15 protein-coding genes are annotated in these 17376 nt (G+C 69.3%); 12 read left to right on the top strand and 3 right to left on the bottom strand.

Annotated features, from left to right (window positions below):
• Positions 1–137: 137 nt before the first annotated feature.
• The 3 genes from QN357_RS11135 to QN357_RS11125 form a co-directional block, all read right to left on the bottom strand.
• Entirely contained in the window at positions 138–1178 is a 1041-nt protein-coding gene (locus tag QN357_RS11135; RefSeq protein WP_322136251.1) for a YeiH family protein, read from the bottom strand.
• A 123-nt stretch (positions 1179–1301) separates the two neighbouring features.
• Entirely contained in the window at positions 1302–2402 is a 1101-nt protein-coding gene (locus QN357_RS11130; protein ID WP_134448201.1) for a fatty acid desaturase family protein, read from the bottom strand.
• Between the two features lie 223 nt (positions 2403–2625).
• Complete coding sequence (locus QN357_RS11125) at positions 2626–4173, bottom strand: dolichyl-phosphate-mannose--protein mannosyltransferase (RefSeq protein WP_322136250.1); 1548 nt, start codon at positions 4171–4173, stop codon at positions 2626–2628.
• Positions 4174–4224: 51 nt separating this feature from the next.
• Between QN357_RS11125 and rsmI the strand changes: the two genes are divergently transcribed.
• From rsmI to QN357_RS11065, 12 genes are all read left to right on the top strand, one after another.
• The gene (rsmI, locus tag QN357_RS11120; RefSeq protein WP_134448205.1) at positions 4225–5088 is read left to right on the top strand and encodes a 16S rRNA (cytidine(1402)-2'-O)-methyltransferase; all 864 of its coding nucleotides are present in this window, start codon (positions 4225–4227) and stop codon (positions 5086–5088) included.
• Positions 5089–5150: 62 nt separating this feature from the next.
• A complete protein-coding gene (gene metG / locus QN357_RS11115; protein WP_134448207.1) occupies positions 5151–6713 on the top strand; it encodes a methionine--tRNA ligase in 1563 nt (520 codons plus the stop codon).
• Positions 6706–7638, top strand: a complete 933-nt coding sequence (locus QN357_RS11110) for a TatD family hydrolase (protein ID WP_322136249.1) — start codon at positions 6706–6708, stop codon at positions 7636–7638. Before metG ends, QN357_RS11110 begins: the two co-directional genes overlap by 8 nt.
• A 125-nt stretch (positions 7639–7763) precedes the next feature.
• Positions 7764–8570, top strand: coding sequence for a 16S rRNA (adenine(1518)-N(6)/adenine(1519)-N(6))-dimethyltransferase RsmA (gene rsmA, locus QN357_RS11105; RefSeq protein WP_241975210.1), 807 nt, complete (start codon positions 7764–7766; stop codon positions 8568–8570).
• A 43-nt stretch (positions 8571–8613) separates the two neighbouring features.
• Positions 8614–9549: a 4-(cytidine 5'-diphospho)-2-C-methyl-D-erythritol kinase gene (locus QN357_RS11100; RefSeq protein ID WP_134448211.1), complete on the top strand. Its 936-nt coding sequence runs from the start codon at positions 8614–8616 to the stop codon at positions 9547–9549.
• Between the two features lie 67 nt (positions 9550–9616).
• A complete protein-coding gene (locus QN357_RS11095; protein ID WP_134448213.1) occupies positions 9617–11422 on the top strand; it encodes an ABC-F family ATP-binding cassette domain-containing protein in 1806 nt (601 codons plus the stop codon).
• A gap of 219 nt (positions 11423–11641) precedes the next feature.
• The gene (locus tag QN357_RS11090; RefSeq protein ID WP_134448331.1) at positions 11642–12526 is read left to right on the top strand and encodes a MetQ/NlpA family ABC transporter substrate-binding protein; all 885 of its coding nucleotides are present in this window, start codon (positions 11642–11644) and stop codon (positions 12524–12526) included.
• Between the two features lie 82 nt (positions 12527–12608).
• Positions 12609–13676: a methionine ABC transporter ATP-binding protein gene (locus QN357_RS11085; protein ID WP_134558184.1), complete on the top strand. Its 1068-nt coding sequence runs from the start codon at positions 12609–12611 to the stop codon at positions 13674–13676.
• Entirely contained in the window at positions 13676–14335 is a 660-nt protein-coding gene (locus QN357_RS11080; RefSeq protein WP_134448217.1) for a methionine ABC transporter permease, read from the top strand. Before QN357_RS11085 ends, QN357_RS11080 begins: the two co-directional genes overlap by 1 nt.
• A gap of 172 nt (positions 14336–14507) precedes the next feature.
• A complete protein-coding gene (locus QN357_RS11075; RefSeq protein ID WP_322136248.1) occupies positions 14508–15125 on the top strand; it encodes a hypothetical protein in 618 nt (205 codons plus the stop codon).
• On the top strand, positions 15122–15979 hold the full coding sequence (locus tag QN357_RS11070) for a lytic transglycosylase domain-containing protein (protein ID WP_323504885.1): 858 nt from the start codon (positions 15122–15124) through the stop codon (positions 15977–15979). The genes QN357_RS11075 and QN357_RS11070 overlap by 4 nt, the downstream gene beginning before the upstream one ends.
• Before the next feature lie 6 nt (positions 15980–15985).
• The coding region (locus tag QN357_RS11065; RefSeq protein WP_323504884.1) for a serine/threonine-protein kinase at positions 15986–17376 on the top strand (1391 nt) is incomplete at its 3' end.

The following is a 17376-nucleotide window of genomic DNA, read 5'->3' as shown; positions in this document are numbered from 1 at the left end:
CACTTTTGGCCCTTAAACTTGCGGTTTAAGGGCCAAAAGTGTACTCTCGCGGGACCCGAAGCGTGCGACACGTGGTATCGCTGCGGCGCGACCCGACCTGCGCGAACCGCGGCGGTCGACCCGCGACAGGCGACCGGTCAGGCGAGGAGGACGGCGCCGTAGGCGAGGGCGGCGATGAGCGCCCAGGAACCGAGGCCGACCGTTAGGGCACGTCCGCCGGTGCGCACGAGCACCTCGAGCTGCACGGCAGCGCCGAGGCCGAAGAGCGCGGTCGCGAGTAAGTAGGTCTGCAGGGTGTCCGCGACGAGGAGCACACCGTCGGGCAACGGCACGAGGGTGCGCAGCACCACGGCAGCCAGAAAGCCGACGACGAAAAGCGGAACGATCGGGGGATGCCGCGTCGAGGCATCCGCGGACACCGCAGCGAGGGTGCCGGTCCGCAGGGGCATCGCATCCGAGGTCGAGGCTGCCGCGCGGCCGTCTCTGCGGCGTTCCTGCAGGGACACCCCGGCGACGATCGGCGCGAGCATGAGCACCCGGGTGAGCTTGACGACGATCGCCACGGCGAGGGCGGCCGGCCCGGCGACCTGCGCGGTGGCGACGACCTGGCCGACATCGTGCACGCTCGCGCCGACCCACTGGCCGTACTGCAGGGCGTCGAGGCCGAGCGGATGCCACAGGACGGGCAGGACCGCGATCGCGAGGGTACCGCAGAGGGTGACGAGGGCGATCGGTGTGGCGGTGTCGTCGTCGTCCGCGTGCACGACGGCACTCATGGCGCCGATCGCGGACGCGCCGCAGACCGAGAATCCGGTCGCGATCAGCAGGGGCTGCTGCCCGGGCAGGCCGATCCTCCGACCGAACCACAGCGTGCCGAAGAAGGTGAGAACGACGATCGCGATGGTCGTCGCGATCGTCACCCAGCCGAGGCCGAGGATGTCGACGAGGCTGAGCTTGAGGCCGAGCAGCACGATTCCGAGGCGCATGATGCGTTTGGAGGCGACCGAGAGGCCCGGCGCGAGCACTCCGGTGAGTTGCCGGCGCGCAACCGGCAGTTGGCCGGCGACGATTCCGAACACCACGGCGGCCGTGAGAAGCGGGATCCCGGGGACGAGGGCGTGCACGAGCCCGGCAAGGAGTGCGGCGGCGACCGCGACGAGCACGCCCGGCAGCCACATGGATTCGAGCCTACTCCCGCGTCACCGGCGCCCGTCCCTCACGCCGAGCGCTGGCGTTGCGCCGCTCCGCTGGTGGTGCACCACCCGCGCAACGGCAGAACACCCGCGCTCGGCGGAAAGCCGTCAGCGGTGGTGGAAGCGCGCGACCATGGGGCAGTCGAACGGATCGCGGGCGGCGAGGCCGACCGTGTTCAGGTACTCGATGACGATCCCGTACGACTGGAACAGGCCCGTCTCCGTGTACAGGATGTTGTGCGACTGGCAGTATTCCTTGGTGATCTCCTGCGCCTTCCGCAGGTGCGGGCGGGCCATGTTCGGGAACAGGTGGTGCTCGACCTGGTAGTTCAGGCCGCCCATGAAGGTGTCCATGAAGGTGCCGCCGCGGATGTTGCGCGAGGTCAGGACCTGGCGGCGCAGGAAGTCGACCTTGCTGTCGTGGGGGAGTTGCGGCATCCCCTTGTGGTTCGGGGCGAAGGATGCGCCCATGTAGACCCCGAAGACGGCGAGCTGCACGCCGATGAAGGCGAAGGCCATGCCGAGCGGCAGGAAGTAGAAGATCACGGCGACGTAGAGCACGATGCGGGTCGTGAGCATGCTGATCTCGAGCCAGCGCTTGTCGACCTTGCCGCGGCCGAAGACCGTGCGGAAGCCCTGGACGTGAAGGTTGAAGCCCTCGGCCATCAGGAGCGGGAAGAACAGGTAGCCCTGCTTGCGCGTGACGAACGAGCCGAGCCAGGACACCTTCGCGGCGTCCTCCTCGCGGAAGACGATGAAGTCGGGGTCGATGTCGGGGTCTTTGCCGATCACGTTCGGGTTGGCGTGGTGGCGGCTGTGCTTGTTCATCCACCAGGCGTAGCTGATGCCGACGAAGAGGTTCGCGAGGATACGGCCGGCCTTGTCGTTGGCGGGTCCGGACTCGAACACCTGCCGGTGCGAGGCCTCGTGGGCGAGGAACGCGAACTGGGTGAGGATGATGCCGAGCACGCCGGCGATGATCAGCTGGTACCAGCTGTCGCCGAGGAGCACGAAACCGGTGCCGAGACCCGCAGTTGCGAGGATGAGCATGCCGAAGACGAACCAGTAGAACCCGGTCGCGCGCTTCAGGAGGCCCAGGTTGCGCACAGTGTGCAGCAGCGAGGAGTACTCGGTGGTGGGATTCTTCGAGTCGCCACCCCGACGGGTCTTGACGATGCGCACCGTGGGTGCGACGGATGCTTCCGACATGAGGCCTTTGGTTTGGATCTGGACTTCTCAGTCGGTTCTGGAGCAATCACTCGTGGTGCAGATAGAAGTATCCTACGGGCGCACCCCCGGTCCGTGGGTCGGATTCACAACGGTTTCCCAGTCGCTATATGGCCCAAACGGCATATGAAGAGTCCTCAAATCGCCGAAACGGCACGAAACCGCAGGGTCTCCTTCGCCCGGAATTCCGGGGATCCGGGCGCGGCTATCGCCAGCTCGGCAGCCAAATATGCATCTGCCAGAACGAGAACGGGATCTGCATTCCCGTCCAGAGCGGGTAGAAGAAGGCGCTGACCAGCACCGCAGCCACGAGGTAGCCGATCAGCACACGGATGCCGACGGTCCGGTCCGGTTCGCGCGTCACGGCGTCCGCCCCGACCCCGCCGGTGCCCGGCGCGAGTCCGAGCACGAGACCGATCACGAACGTGAGCGCGAGGATCAGGTACGGCTCGAAGGCGATCGAGTAGAACTGGAAGACCGTTCGGCCGGTGTACATCAGCCAGGGCAGGTACCCGGCGACCATGCCCATCAGAATCAGGCCCACCCGCCATTCCCGGTACCGGGCGAGGCGATAGACGAGGTAGAGCACGGCGGCGGTCCCGGCCCACCAGATCAGCGGGTTGGCGATCTCGGTGATCGCCTCTGAGCAGGTCGAGAAGCTGCAGGTGCCCTCACCGGCCGCAGACGACTGGTAATACATGCTCGTCGGGCGCACCATGAACAGCCAGGTCAGCGGGTTCGACTGGTACGGGTGCGGCGTGACGAGGCCGACGTGATAGGTGTATGCGGCGACCTGGTAGTGCCAGAAACTCTGGACGACATGCGGCACCCAGGCGAATGCCCCGGTCCAGGCCGTCTCGGGTGAGTCTGCCCAGGTGCGGTAGAAGCCGCCCGTGGTGACGAACCAGCCCGTCCACGAGCTGAGGAAGGTCACGACCGCGATCGGCACCATCAGCAGGAAGCTGATCGGACCCTGCTTGAGGATGGCACCGCTCGCCCAGAACGGGATGCCGGCCCGCCGGCGGGTGAGGGCGTCCACGACCACGACGTAGACGCCGAAAGCGGCGAGGAAGTACAGGCCGGACCACTTGACGCTCATGGTCAACCCGAAGGCGAGGCCCGCGGCGAGGAGCCACGGCCGGAACCACATCGCGGGCCCCCAGCCGGGCCACTCGCCCGTCTCCGCCCGTTTCGCCATCCAGGCGGCAAGGCGGGTCGCGTGCCACTCCCGGTCGAGCAGGATCGCCCCGAACCCGAGAAGCGCGAAGAACATCACATAGTTGTCGAGCAACGCCACCCGGCTCATCACGATCGCGTTGCCGTCGATCGCGAACAGGAACCCGCCGATGACCGCGAGCAGGGTCGAGCCGAACAGCTTCCTGATGATGAGCATCAGCAGCACGACCGCGAGAATGCCGATCAGGGCCGTCACGATGCGCCAGCCCCAGCTGTTTCCCGGCCCGAATGCGGCCATCCCGAGTGAGATCAGCCACTTCCCGAGCGGCGGATGCACGACGAACGATCCGACGTCGGTGAAGATATTCGCATTGCCGTTTGCGAAGATCTCGTCGGCCTTGTCCGGCCAGGTGGACTCGTAGCCGTTGTTGAAGAGGCTCCAGGCATCCTTGACGTAGAAGGTCTCGTCGAAGACGAGCGCGTGCGGGGAGCCGAGGTTCCAGAGGCGGAGAACGGAGGCCACGACGACCACGAACAGGGGGCCGGCCCACGGGAACCAGCGGCGTATGAGGAGCACGCTGACCATCGTAGTGAGCGGTGGTTATGCGCGGACTGCGAGACTGGGGGAATGATCATCCTCGCTGCCACCCCGATTGGAAACCTCGGCGACGTCTCGCGCCGGCTGGTCGAGGCGCTCACGACCGCCACGGTCATCGCGGCGGAGGACACCCGCGTCACCGTGCACCTGCTCAAGGCCCTCGCGATCGAGAACCGTCCGCAGTTGATCAGCCTGCACGACCACAACGAACGGGTGAAGGCGGCTGAGCTCGTCGAGCTGGCCCGGGACACCGACCTGCTCGTGCTGAGCGACGCCGGCATGCCGACCGTCTCCGACCCCGGCTTCCACCTCGTCGACGCCGCCGTCGCAGCCGGCGTCACGGTCACCGTGCTGCCCGGCCCGTCCGCAGTGCTCACCGCCCTCGCCGTCTCCGGGCTGCCGACCGACCGGTTCACCTTCGAGGGCTTCCTGCCCCGCAAGCACGGCGACCGGATGTCTGCCCTCCGCGAGGTGGCCGACGAACGCCGCACCATGGTCTTCTTCGAGTCGCCGAACCGGCTCGCCGCCTCCCTCATCGACCTCGCCGAGGTGCTCGGCGCCGACCGCCGCGTCGTGGTCTGCCGCGAGCTCACCAAGTTCTTCGAGGAGGTCAAGCGCGGCACCGCCGCCGAACTGGCCGAGTGGGCGGCAGCGGGCGTCAAGGGCGAGATCGCGATCGTCGTCGCCGGGGCCGAGAAGCGCGTGCTCGACCTCGCGACCGGGGTCGCGGAGGTGCTCGCCCAGGTCGCGGCCGGCGCCCGGCTCAAGGAGGCCGCAGCAGACGTGTCCGCGGTGTCCGGCCTCGGCAAGCGCGACCTCTACGAGGCCGCCCTCGCGCAGAAGCCGGGGGCGCGTGGGCCGGCCGCGCCGCAGCATCCGCCCCTGCCGTTCTGACCCGAACCGAGGCGGGACGTAACCCGGCCCGGGGCATCCGTTGCTCCCAATAGACTGGGGGCATGTCCGCCGGAGCATCCTTTTACATCACCACGCCCATTTTCTATGTGAATGATGTGCCCCACATCGGTCACGCGTACACGGAAGTGGCCGCAGACCTCCTCGCGCGCTGGCACCGGCAGGCCGGCGAGGACGCCTGGCTGCTCACCGGTACCGACGAGCACGGCCAGAAGATCCTGCGGACCGCGACCGCGAACGGCGTCACCCCGAAGGAATGGGCCGACCGCCTCGTCGAGACCGCGTGGAAGCCGCTGCTCAAGACTGTCGACATTCGCAACGACGACTTCATCCGCACGACCGACGAACGCCACGAGGTCAACGCGCAGAAGTTCCTGCAGCACCTCTACGACGCCGGCCATATCTACACGGGCGAGTACGAGGGCTTCTACTGCGTCGGCTGCGAGGAATACAAGCAGCCGAGCGACCTGATCGAGGGCACCGGCGAGTTCATCGGCCAGCAGGTCTGCGCCATCCACTCCCTCCCGGTCGAGCTGCTCCACGAGAAGAACTACTTCTTCCGGATGAGCACCTTCGCCGAGCGCCTGCTCGCCCTCTACGAGGAAGACCCCGACTTCGTCCAGCCCGAGAGCGCCCGCAACGAGGTCATCTCCTTCGTGAAGCAGGGCCTTTCCGACCTGTCGATCTCGCGCTCGAGCTTCGACTGGGGCATCAAGGTGCCGTGGGACGACAGCCACGTCGTCTACGTCTGGTTCGACGCGCTGCTCAACTACATCACCGCCGCCGGTTACGGGCAGGACGACGAGCGGTTCAGCAGGCTCTGGCCGGCCACGCACATCGTCGGCAAGGACATCCTCCGGTTCCACGCCGTGATCTGGCCCGCCATGCTGATGGCCGCCGGGCTCCCGGTGCCGCGCCGGGTCTTCGGCCACGGCTGGTTGCTCGTCGGCGGCGAGAAGATGAGCAAGTCCAAGCTCACCGGCATCGCCCCGAGCCAGATCACCGACACCTTCGGCTCCGACGCGTTCCGCTACTACTTCATGCGCGCCATCAGCTTCGGACAGGACGGCTCGTTCTCCTGGGAGGACCTCTCCGCCCGGTACCAGTCCGAGCTCGCCAACGGCTTCGGCAACCTCGCCTCCCGCGTCATCGCCATGGTCGTGCGCTACTGCGATGGCGAGATCCCGGTCACGACGGCCTTCACCGAGGCGGACGCGGCCATCCGGGCCACCGAGATCCGGGTGACGGATGCCGCGGGCGAGGCCATCTCCCGCCTCGCGATCCACGAGGCGATCGCATCCGTCTGGGAACTCGTCGACGAGCTCAACGGCTACATCACGACCCAGGAACCGTGGGGCCTCGCCAAGGACCCCGCCGACCGCGACCGGCTCGACGCCGTGCTGTTCACCGCCGTGCGCGGCCTCGGCACCCTCGCCGTGCTGCTCTCCCCGGTCGTCCCCGAGGCGTGCGCCAAGCTCTGGTCCGCCCTCGGCGGCGAGGGCCTCGTCACCGACCAGCGCATCGACCGCGCGTGGGAGTGGACCGGAGGCACCCACGTCTCCCCGCTCGAGGCGCTCTTCCCGCGCATCGAGGCGACGGTTGGCTAACGAACCCGTCCGCCAGCGTGAGCAGACCGCCGGCCGCGACCTGAGCTACCCGGCCCCGCCGGAGCCGCTCCCCGTGCCGGTGTACGACAACCACACCCATCTCGAGATCAGCGACGGCGAGCATCCGCTCAGCCTCGCCGAACAGCTCGACCGGGCCGTGAGCGTGGGCGTGCAGGGCGTGATCCAGGTCGGCGGCGACCGGGAGACCTCCCGCTGGTCGGCCGAGGCCGCCGCGAGCGAGCCACGCATGCTCGCGGCCGTCGCGATCCACCCGAACGAGGCACCGGACTACGAGCAGGCCGGCACGCTCGACGACGCCCTCGCCGAGATCAGCGAACTCGCCGGGCGCCCGCGGGTCGTCGCGATCGGCGAGACCGGTCTCGACTTCTTCCGCACCGGGCCGGAGGGGCTCGCCGCCCAGTACCGCAGCTTCGAGGCGCACATCGAGATCGCGAAGCAGAACGGCCTCGCCCTGCAGATCCACGACCGCAACGCGCACGCCGAGGTCATCGCGACCCTGCTGCGGGTCGGCGCCCCCGAGCGCACGGTCTTCCACTGCTTCTCCGGGGACGCCGAGATGGCCGCGATCTGCGCCGAACACGGCTGGTACCTCTCCTTCGCCGGCAACGTCACGTTCAAGAATGCCGGCACGCTCCGCGCGGCCCTCGCCGCTGCTCCCCGCGAGCTGCTGCTCGTCGAGACGGACGCCCCCTTCCTCACCCCCGCACCCTTCCGCGGCCGCCCGAACGCGCCGTACCTGCTGCCGCACACCCTGCGCGCGATGGCCAACCACCTCGAAACGGATGTCGCCATGCTGGCCGCCCAGATCTCCACCACCACCGAACACGTCTACGGGCGCTGGGACGCCGAACCCGTCGTGCCGGCGCCGTCCGCGCCGACCGTCAGCCTCGGGGGTCTCCAGTGAGCGACGCCGAGAACACTCCGGTGACCCCGGCCACGGATGCCGCCCTGCCCGTCGAGCCCGCGGCATCCGCCGCGCCCACACCGCGCTCACTGCTCGGCCCCGCCGAGATCCGCGACCTCGCCGAGATGCTCGGCGTGAACCCGACCAAGAAGCTCGGCCAGAACTTCGTGATCGACGGCAACACCGTCCGCCGCATCGTCAAGGTCGCCGCGATCACCCCAGAGGACACCGTCGTCGAGGTCGGACCCGGCCTCGGCTCGCTCACCCTCGGCCTGCTCGAGACCGGTGCGCGCGTCGTCGCCGTCGAGATCGACGACCGCCTCGCCGAGCAGCTCCCGCTCACCGTCGAGCTGATGCACCCGGACGCGCCGCTCGTCGTGCTCCGCGCCGACGCGCTCAAGATCACTGACCTGCCGGGGGAGCCGACCCGGCTCGTCGCCAACCTGCCGTACAACGTCTCGGTGCCGGTGCTGCTGCACATGCTCGAGCACTTCCCGTCGATCCGCGCCGGCGTCGTGATGGTGCAGGCCGAGGTCGGCGAACGGCTCGCCGCGCCCCCCGGCTCGAAGGTCTACGGCAGCCCGAGCGTCAAGGCCGCCTGGTACGGGGCCTTCCGCACCGCGGGCAAGGTCAGCCGCCAGGTGTTCTGGCCGGTGCCGAACGTCGACTCGATCCTGATCGCGTTCCAGCGCCGCGAGAGCCCGCTCGAGAGCGAGGACCTGCGCCTCGCGACGTTCGCGCTCGTCGACGGCGCCTTCCAGCAGCGCCGCAAGATGCTCCGCCAGTCGCTCTCGACCGTGCTCGGTGACTCGGCAACGGCGACCGCGATCCTCGAAGCTGCCGGCATCGACCCCACCGAGCGCGGCGAACAGCTCACCGTCGACGCCTTCCTCGCCATCGCCAGGTCCTGGACCGCCGCCGACCCGTCCTGACCCCGCGCACGAGGGGGCTGTGCGGCTGAGCTAGGTTAGAACCATGACCAACGCGGCCACATCTCATGTTGTGCACGCGCGGGCGCCGGGCAAGATCAACGTCTTCCTGAAGGTCGGTGCCGTGCTCGAAGACGGCTACCACGAAGTCGCGACCGCCTACCAGGCCGTGTCGCTCAGCGAAGACGTGCGCGCCTATCCCGCCGACGACTTCTCCTGCGAATTCACCGGCTCGATCGACACCTCCGGCCTTGCGACCGACGGCAGCAACCTCGCGATCCGGGCCGCTCGCGCCCTTGCCCGCCGGTCCGGCTATCGTGGCGGCGTTCATCTCAAACTTGAGAAGAACGTGCCGATCGCCGGGGGAATGGGCGGCGGATCGGCCGACGCCGCCGCAACCCTGCTCGCGTGCGACGCCCTCTGGGGCACCGAGGCGACCCGCGAGGAACTGCTCGCCATCGCCGCGACTCTCGGCGCCGACGTCCCCTTCGCGTTCACGGGCGGCACCGCCGTCGGCACCGGCCGCGGCGACCAGTTGAGCCCCGCGCTCGCCAAGGGCCAGTTCCACTGGGTGCTCGCCCTGGCCGACTTCGGCATGTCCACCCCCGGCGTGTACCAGGAACTCGACCGCCACCGTGAGCGCCATGCCCAGGACATCTTCCCGGCGCAGGCGCAGCCGACGGTCGACGCCAACGTGCTCCAGGCCCTGCGCGCCGGCGATGCCCGGATGCTCGCCGAGTCCCTGCACAACGACCTCCAGGCCCCGGCGCTGCACCTCGCCCCCGGCCTCGGCAAGGTCATCGAGCTCGGCGAGGAGAACGGCGCCCTCGCCGGCATCGTCTCCGGGTCCGGCCCAACGGTCGCGTTCCTCGTGGCGGATGCCGACAGCGCGCTCGAGCTCCAGGTCGCGCTGAGCGCCTCCCGCCTGCACGTGGTGCGGGCGACGGGCCCGGTCCACGGCGCCCGTCTCGTCCACGACTGAGCCGCGGCATCCGCCTGCCCCGACCCGCGCGCCGGGCTCCCAGCCGCGCACGGTAAAGTTGTAAGCTATGGCACATTTGCTCGGGGCCGAGTCCCTGCACCTTGAATACCCCACCCGCGTCATCTTCGACTCCGTCACCGTCGGACTCAACGAGGGCGACCGCATCGGAGTCGTGGGGCGCAACGGTGACGGCAAGTCCACCCTGCTGAGCCTCCTCGCCGGACGCATCGAACCCGACTCCGGCCGCGTCACCCGCCGCCGCGGCGTCACGATCGGCGTGCTCGACCAGTCCGACGCCCTCGCCTCAGGCCAGACCGTCGGCCACACCGTCGTCGGCACCATGGACGAGCACCTCTGGGCCGGGGACGCCAAGGTCCGCGACGTCATCGGCGGACTCGTGCGCGACATCCCCTGGGACGCCCTTGTCGACGACCTTTCCGGTGGCCAGCGCCGCCGGGTCGCCCTCGCCGCCGTGCTGATCGGCGACCACGACGTGATCTTCCTCGATGAGCCCACCAACCACCTCGATGTCGAGGGCATCACCTGGCTCGCCGGGCACCTGCGCAACCGCTGGGCGACGAACTCCGGCGGCCTCGTGGTCGTGACCCACGACCGGTGGTTCCTCGACGAGGTCTGCAACCAGACCTGGGAGGTGCACGACCGTCTGATCGAACCCTTCGAGGGCGGCTACGCCGCGTACATCCTGCAGCGCGTCGAGCGCGACCGGATGAGCGCCGCGACAGAGTCGAAGCGCCAGAACCTGATGAAGAAGGAGCTCGCCTGGCTCCGCCGCGGCGCCCCCGCCCGCACCGCCAAGCCCAAGTTCCGCATCGACGCGGCCAACGAGCTCATCGAGAACGAGCCGCCGCCCCGCGACACCGTCACGATGCAGTCGATGGCGATGCAGCGCCTCGGCAAGGACGTCGTCGACCTCATCGACGTCTCGGTGGACTTCGAGGACAAGCACGTGCTGAAGGACATCACCTGGCGGATCGCCCCCGGGGAACGCACCGGCATCATGGGCGTCAACGGCGCGGGCAAGTCCACGCTGCTGAACCTCGTCGCCGGTACCCTCCAGCCGACGAGCGGCCACGTCAAGCGCGGCAAGACCATCAAGGTCGCCGTGCTCACCCAGCAGCTCTTCGAGCTCGAGGGCATCCAGAACGACCGGGTCAGCGAGGTCATCGGCCGCCAGAAGACGAGCTACATCGCCGGAGGCAAGGAGATCACCCCCGGCCAGATGCTCGAGCGGATGGGCTTCATGAGCGCCCAGCTCGTCACCCAGGTCAAGGACCTCTCCGGTGGCCAGAAGCGCCGCCTGCAGCTGCTGCTGATCGTGCTCGACGAGCCGAACGTGCTCATCCTCGACGAGCCCACCAACGACCTGGACACCGACATGCTCGCGGCCATGGAGGACCTGCTCGACTCCTTCCCCGGCACCCTGCTCGTCGTCTCGCACGACCGGTACCTGATCGAACGCGTCACCGACAACCAGTACGCGGTCACCGAGGGCGGCTTCCGCCACCTGCCCGGCGGCGTCGACCAGTACCTCGAGATGCGCAAGCAGCAGATCAACGACTCCGACAAGCCCGCAGAGGCGAACGCCTCGAACACCTCCGGCGGCAAGCCGGCCAGGAACCTGGCCATCGGCGGTGCAGAGCTCCGCAACGCGCAGAAGGAGCTCGCCTCCATCGAGCGCAAGGTCGCCAAGCAGAAGTCCCGGATCGTGGTGTTGAACCAGAACATGGTCAGCCACGACCAGAACGACTACGCAGGCCTCGGCGAGCTCGGCACCGAGCTGCAGGGTCTCGAATCCTCCATCTCGAGCTTCGAAACTCGCTGGCTCGAACTTTCGACGCTGATCGAGGGTTAAAACCGCGGATGCTGTGACCGCGTGTTACGCAGCGGCGTGCGCGGCGCAGCATCCTTTGTTAACCTGAAGGTGTGCCTCGCGATGCAGCGGCACAGACTCCCACCCCTTCGTGCCGTGGCTTTGCTGTGCCGTCGATTGCCGGGGCCCGTCCACGAGACAGCACTCGCGGCTCTCACCCGCAGCACACCCAAGGGGATTCACCACGTGAAAAAGTCAACTCTGTCCAAGCGCTTGCTCGCGGCTCTCGCGACCGTCCCGCTCCTCGCCCTGCTCGCCGGGTGCGCCGGCGGCACGGCGGATGCCGGCAGCGACAAGACCGTCAAGATCGGCGTCGTCGGCGCGAGCGACCCGTACTGGGCCGTCTACACGAAGGCCGCCGCCGATGCGGGAATCAAGGTCGAGATCGTCGACTTCTCCGCATACGACCAGCCGAACCCCGCGCTGACCGCCGGTGAGATCGACCTCAACCAGTTCCAGCACCTCGTCTACCTCGCGCAGTACAACACGGCGAGCAACGCGGACCTCACCCCGATCGGTTCGACGGCGATCTACCCGCTCGGCCTGTACTCGACGAAGTACAAGAAGGTCAGCGAGATCCAGAAGGGCGACACCATCGCGGTGCCGAACGACGCGAGCAACCTGGCCCGCGCGCTCCTCGTGCTGCAGTCGGCCAAGCTCATCACGCTGAAGGACGGCGGCTCGATCTTCTCGACCCTCGACGACATCGACACGTCGGCCTCCAAGGTCACCGTCACCGCGCTCGAGGCCTCCCTCACCGCGACTTCGCTTCCTGACGTCGCCGGCGCGATCATCAACAACGACTTCGTCGAGAAGGCCGGACTGAAGTTCACCGACGCCCTCGCCAAGGATGACCCGGCCGACCCGACCGCCATCCCCTACGTCAACGTGTTCGTCGCCCGCGCCGCGGACAAGGACAACGCGACCTACCAGAAGCTCGTCCAGATCTATCAGGACACCCAGGCCGTGCAGGACGGCGTGCTCGCCGTCTCCGGCGGCTCCGGTGTTCTCGTGAAGACCCCGGTCGCCGACCTGGTCTCCTCGCTCGCCACGGTCGTCGCGGACACCAAGGCCAACAAGAAGTAGTCGCCCCCGGTTGCCCGGATGCCCGCTTCGCACTCGCGAGGCGGGCATCCGGTGTGAAACCAGAGAATTCCAGGAGAGCTGAATGCCGATCGTCGAATTGCGCGGTGTCAGCAAGATCTACCCACCCCACGAAAAGGGCGGCAGCGACGTCGTCGCGATCGACGACGTCAGCCTGGCCGTCGAGGCCGGCGACGTCTACGGGATCATCGGCTACTCGGGAGCCGGCAAGAGCACCCTCGTGCGCCTCGTGAACGCGCTCGAACGGTCAACGTCCGGAGAGATCCTGATCAACGGACGGGACATCGCCGGCCTGGCAGAGCGCGAACTGCGCAGCGTGCGTCTCGGCATCGGCATGATCTTCCAGCAGTTCAACCTGCTCGGCTCGCGCAGCGTCGCGGCCAACGTGTCCTATCCGCTCGAGGTGGCGCACCGGCCCAAGGCCGAACGCGCCAAGCGGGTCGCCGAGATGCTCGACTTCGTCGGCCTCGCCGACAAGGCCCGCGCGTACCCCGACCAGCTCTCCGGCGGCCAGAAGCAGCGCGTCGGCATCGCCCGCGCCCTCGCGAGCCAGCCCGCCATCCTCCTCGCCGACGAGGCCACGAGCGCCCTCGACCCCGAGACGACCCACGAAGTGCTCGACCTGCTGACCCGGGTCAACCGGGAATTCGGTGTGACGATCATCGTGATCACGCACGAGATGGACGTGATCCAGACGATCGCGAGCAAGGTCGCGGTGATGGACCAGGGCCGGGTCATCGAACGCGGTGACGTGTTCGATGTGTTCTCGAACCCGCAGCAGCCGGCATCCGCCCGGTTCGTCTCGACCGTCGTCAAGGGCATCCCGAGCGCCGACGAGCTCGCCGTGCTGCGCAGACGCCACCCCGGGCGGATCGTGTCCCTCGCCTTCCGCGACAACACGGTCGACCAGGCCCGTGTCTTCGGCGAACTGGCTCGCGCCGGCGTCGCATTCGAGGTCGTCTTCGGCGGCATCAACGAAGTGCAGGGCCGCTCCTTCGGGCATCTCACCCTCGCGCTCAGCGACGCCACGGCGGCGGATGCCCGCACAGCGTCTGCCGGCAGCGCGGACGACCGCATCGATGCGGTCCTCGATCGGATCAGAACACTCACGACCGTCACGGAGGTGCGCTGATGGAATCCCTCATCGAACTGCTGCCCCAGCTCTGGAAGGCCGCAGGGGAGACGCTCTACATCGTCGGCCTCACCCTGTTCTTCGGGGGCCTCGGCGGCCTGATCGTCGGCCTCGGCCTGTACCTGACCCGCGGCGGCAGCCTGCTCGCCAACAAACCCGTGTTCGTGGTGCTGAACCTGCTGGTCAACTTCGTGCGGCCCATCCCGTTCATCATCTTCCTCGCCGCCGCGCAGCCGCTCGCCCGGCTCGTGGTCGGAACCGGAATCGGCAATAACGCGATCATCTTCACGATCTCGCTCGCGGCATCCTTCGCGATGGGCCGTATCGTCGAGCAGAACCTGCTCACCGTGACGCCCGGCGTGATCGAGGCCGCCCGCAGCGTGGGCGCCGGAACGGCCCGGATCATCTTCACCGTGCTCCTGCCCGAGGCGCTCGGTCCGCTGATCCTCGGCTACACGTTCATCTTCGTCGCGCTCGTCGACATGTCGGCGGTCGCCGGCTACGTCGGTGGCGGCGGCCTCGGTAACTTCGCCCTGCTCTACGGGTACCGCCAGTTCAACCCGATCGTGACCTGGGCTGCCGTGCTGCTGATCATCGTGCTCGTCCAGTTGGTGCAGTACCTCGGGAACACGCTGGCGCGAAAGGCGTTCCGCCGCTAGGCGTTCTCGAAACTGTTGCCGGGCCGGACAGCTTCCGTTCACCCCCCGGCAAGGTGACACTCCCGGGCCGGACACCTGAGGCCAGCACAGTATTGCCGGGGCTGGCCCACCCGAGCCGGCACACAGTCTCGACTGCACCCGTCGCTGTTTGGTTCAGGCCGTTGGAGTCGCTGTGTCGCCCCGCCCAAGTGTGGTCTTCTCGGCCTTCCGTTCCAACGCGGACCCGCGCCTGCAGGGCTGGGTCGCCTTCCGGGAGAGCGTTCAGTCCGGTGCCCACGGCGGCGACGTCGCCCGCGTCAGCGGACTCGCACGCGCCGGCGAACTCGCCCGCGCGGGAGAACTCGCCCGCACCGGAACGACCGACCGGGTGGCCGAGGGCCGGGATCGCTCCCGTGGCCTCGCCACCGTCGCCGACTCCGGCCACTCCGGCATCTGGCGGCTGCTCGCCTCGAACAGCCGCGAGCTCGGCCGCAGCTCCTCGGTCTACGGCTCCTTCGCCGGCGCGCGGGCGCACGTCCTCGAACTCAAGGACCAGTGCGACGCGATGGTCGCGACCGTCGTCACCGGGCCGTCGGCAGGCACCCATGGCTGGGTGGTCACCATCGGCGAACGCATCGTGATGACAGCGGGACGCTGGTACGGCGCCGCCTCCGCGAGCCGGGAAGCCGCCGCCGGCACGATCGAAGCCTTCCGCGTCGCGCTCGTCGCCGAAGACGCCCGCCACGCGACCGAGGCCGGCCGCCGGGGCAGCCGGGTGCTCAGCGAGGCCGAACGGGCCCAGGCGTGGTGAACGGCACACGGCTCCGCGGCCTGCGCGGCTGGATCGGTGCCGCAGCGACCGCCGGGCTGCTCTGCTGGGTCGTCTTCGGCTGGCTCGTACCCGGCTTCACCGCACCGGAGGGCATCCGGGCGAGCGTGGCGGCCGTGGCCGCCGACGCTGTTCCCTCCGTTCCCACGGCAGCGGATGCCGCAGCGACCGTGACCGTGACGCCGGCGACTCCCGCTCCGGCGGCCGACCAGTCCGCCGCCGGCGCCGGCTCGTCCCTCGCGTCGACAGGCGAAACCGCGCTGCTCACCGGGAACGCTGCGCTCGTGGACGCGGACTGGGCTGCCCGCGTGGCCGCGGCCACCGGCATCCCGCGGCGGGCCATGCTCGGCTATGCGGGTGCCTCGCTCGCCCTCGCCGCCGAACAGCCCGGTTGCCGACTCGGCTGGAGCACCCTCGCCGGCCTCGGCAACATCGAGTCCGGGCACGGCACCCACGCGGGCTCGGCGCTCGGTACCGACGGTACCGCCCGGCCCGGCATCTTCGGTCCGGCCCTCGACGGCTCTGATTTCGCAGCGATGAGCGACACCGACGGCGGCGCCTGGGACGGCAGTGCGGCGTGGGACCGTGCAGTCGGCCCGCTGCAGTTCATCCCCGCGACCTGGCAGCGCTGGGGCGCCGACGGCAACCGGGACGGTGTCGACGACCCGCAGCAGATCGACGACGCCGCCCTCGCAGCCGGGCGCTACCTGTGCAACTACGGCGACCTCGCGCTGCCCGACCGCTGGCGCGCGGCCGTCTTCGCGTACAACCACGTCGACTCCTATGTCACCGCCGTCGCCGGTTACGCGAACACCTACGCCGCCCGGGCGAAGTAGCCCCCTGTGACAGGCGCGATCGATCCCGCCGAGACGACGGATGCCTCCGGTGCACCGGCAGGCCGGCGCACGGTCTGCGCTGGCGAGGGGCTGATCTCGGGCCGCTACCGGCTCGGCGAACTCCTCGGGACGGGCGGGTCGGCATCCGTCTTCTCCGCCGTGGACACGCAGGCAGGGGAGGGCGCAGTCAGAGAGATCGCCCTCAAGATCCTGCACCCGCACCTGTCCCGCTCCGACCGGGCCAGGGAAGCGTTCTTTGCGGAGGCCAGGGCCGCGGCCGTGTTGCGGCACCCGAACATCGTCGCGGTGCTCGGCGTCGGCGTGCACCACACCGGTCACGGCCCGGGGATCGGCGCCGGGACCGAGCCCCGCACCGGCACAGGCACCGGTGCGAACGCCGAGGAGCCGCAGGCCTGGATCGCGCTCGACCGCGCGCCGGGGATCAGCCTCGCCGAATACGTCGAGCATCGCGGGGCGCTGCCCGTCAGGCAGGCGCTCACCGTCGCGTCCGCGGTGCTGCGCGCCCTCGAGGCCGCGCACGACATCGGCCTGGTCCACCGCGACGTCTCCCCGGCCAACATCATGGTCGACCCGGACCCGGCCGGTCACGTCGGTATCGACGGAGTGCGCCTGCTCGACTTCGGCCTCGCGGATGCCGCCGGTCGCCCTGCCCTCGGCACCGACGTCCTCCGCAGCGCACCCGATGCGACAACGCAGGAAATCCCGGTCGTGCAGAGCGTGCTCGGGAGCGTGAACTACATGTCGCCGGAGCAGGCGCGGGGCGACGCCGTCGACGAACGCGGCGACGTGTACCAGCTCGGCGGGGTGTTGTACTTCGCGCTCACCGCACGGGCGCCGTTCGTCCGGGATTCCGTCGCCGCGGTGATGCGCGCCCACGTGCAGTCTCCGCCGCCGGTGCCGTCGGTGCAGCACTCCGGCATCCCGCGGAGTGTCGACCGGCTCGTCGTCAAGGCGCTCCTCAAAGACCCGGACGCCCGGTTCCCCTCCGCCGCGGCGATGGGCGCGGCCGTCGACGCGGCCCTGGACCGCATCGGGGCCGGGGGAGTGCCGGGTCGCGCCGCGGCCCCGCCAGAGGGGGCCCTGCCCGGCGGCGGTCGCGTCTTGCCCGCGGACGACACCACGGGACTGTTCCGGCCGGGCGACCTCGCGGAGCTCGCTGAGCGCACGATGGTGCTCGGTGCGGTACCGGTCCCGGTCCCGGATCCTGTGCCTGTTCCGCACCCAGGCCGGGTTGTCCGGCGGGACGACGACCGCGGCGGATGCCGTTCCCGCGCGTGCGTTTCCGGTCGCGTGCACGATCGTGGCCGGGGCGGGATGGGCGGTCGGGATCGGGTGCGGAACAGGCACAGGATCCGGGACCGGGACCGGTACCGCAC

It is taken from the genome of Cryobacterium sp. RTC2.1, from assembly GCF_035018685.1.
GTDB lineage: Bacteria > Actinomycetota > Actinomycetes > Actinomycetales > Microbacteriaceae > Cryobacterium > Cryobacterium glucosi.
The sequence above is the reverse complement of the archived record's forward strand: the minus strand, read 5'-3'. Positions and strand labels throughout refer to the sequence as shown.

What these genes read in the sequence shown, in the direction of transcription:
- QN357_RS11135 (WP_322136251.1), bottom strand. Translation starts at nt 1,178, where the DNA reads ATGTGGCTGCCGGGCGTGCTCGTCGCGGTCGCCGCCGCACTCCTTGCC.
- QN357_RS11130 (WP_134448201.1), bottom strand. Translation starts at nt 2,402, where the DNA reads ATGTCGGAAGCATCCGTCGCACCCACGGTGCGCATCGTCAAGACCCGT.
- rsmI (WP_134448205.1), top strand. Translation starts at nt 4,225, where the DNA reads ATGATCATCCTCGCTGCCACCCCGATTGGAAACCTCGGCGACGTCTCG.
- metG (WP_134448207.1), top strand. Translation starts at nt 5,151, where the DNA reads ATGTCCGCCGGAGCATCCTTTTACATCACCACGCCCATTTTCTATGTG.
- rsmA (WP_241975210.1), top strand. Translation starts at nt 7,764, where the DNA reads ATGCTCGGCGTGAACCCGACCAAGAAGCTCGGCCAGAACTTCGTGATC.
- QN357_RS11100 (WP_134448211.1), top strand. Translation starts at nt 8,614, where the DNA reads ATGACCAACGCGGCCACATCTCATGTTGTGCACGCGCGGGCGCCGGGC.
- QN357_RS11095 (WP_134448213.1), top strand. Translation starts at nt 9,617, where the DNA reads ATGGCACATTTGCTCGGGGCCGAGTCCCTGCACCTTGAATACCCCACC.
- QN357_RS11085 (WP_134558184.1), top strand. Translation starts at nt 12,609, where the DNA reads ATGCCGATCGTCGAATTGCGCGGTGTCAGCAAGATCTACCCACCCCAC.
- QN357_RS11080 (WP_134448217.1), top strand. Translation starts at nt 13,676, where the DNA reads ATGGAATCCCTCATCGAACTGCTGCCCCAGCTCTGGAAGGCCGCAGGG.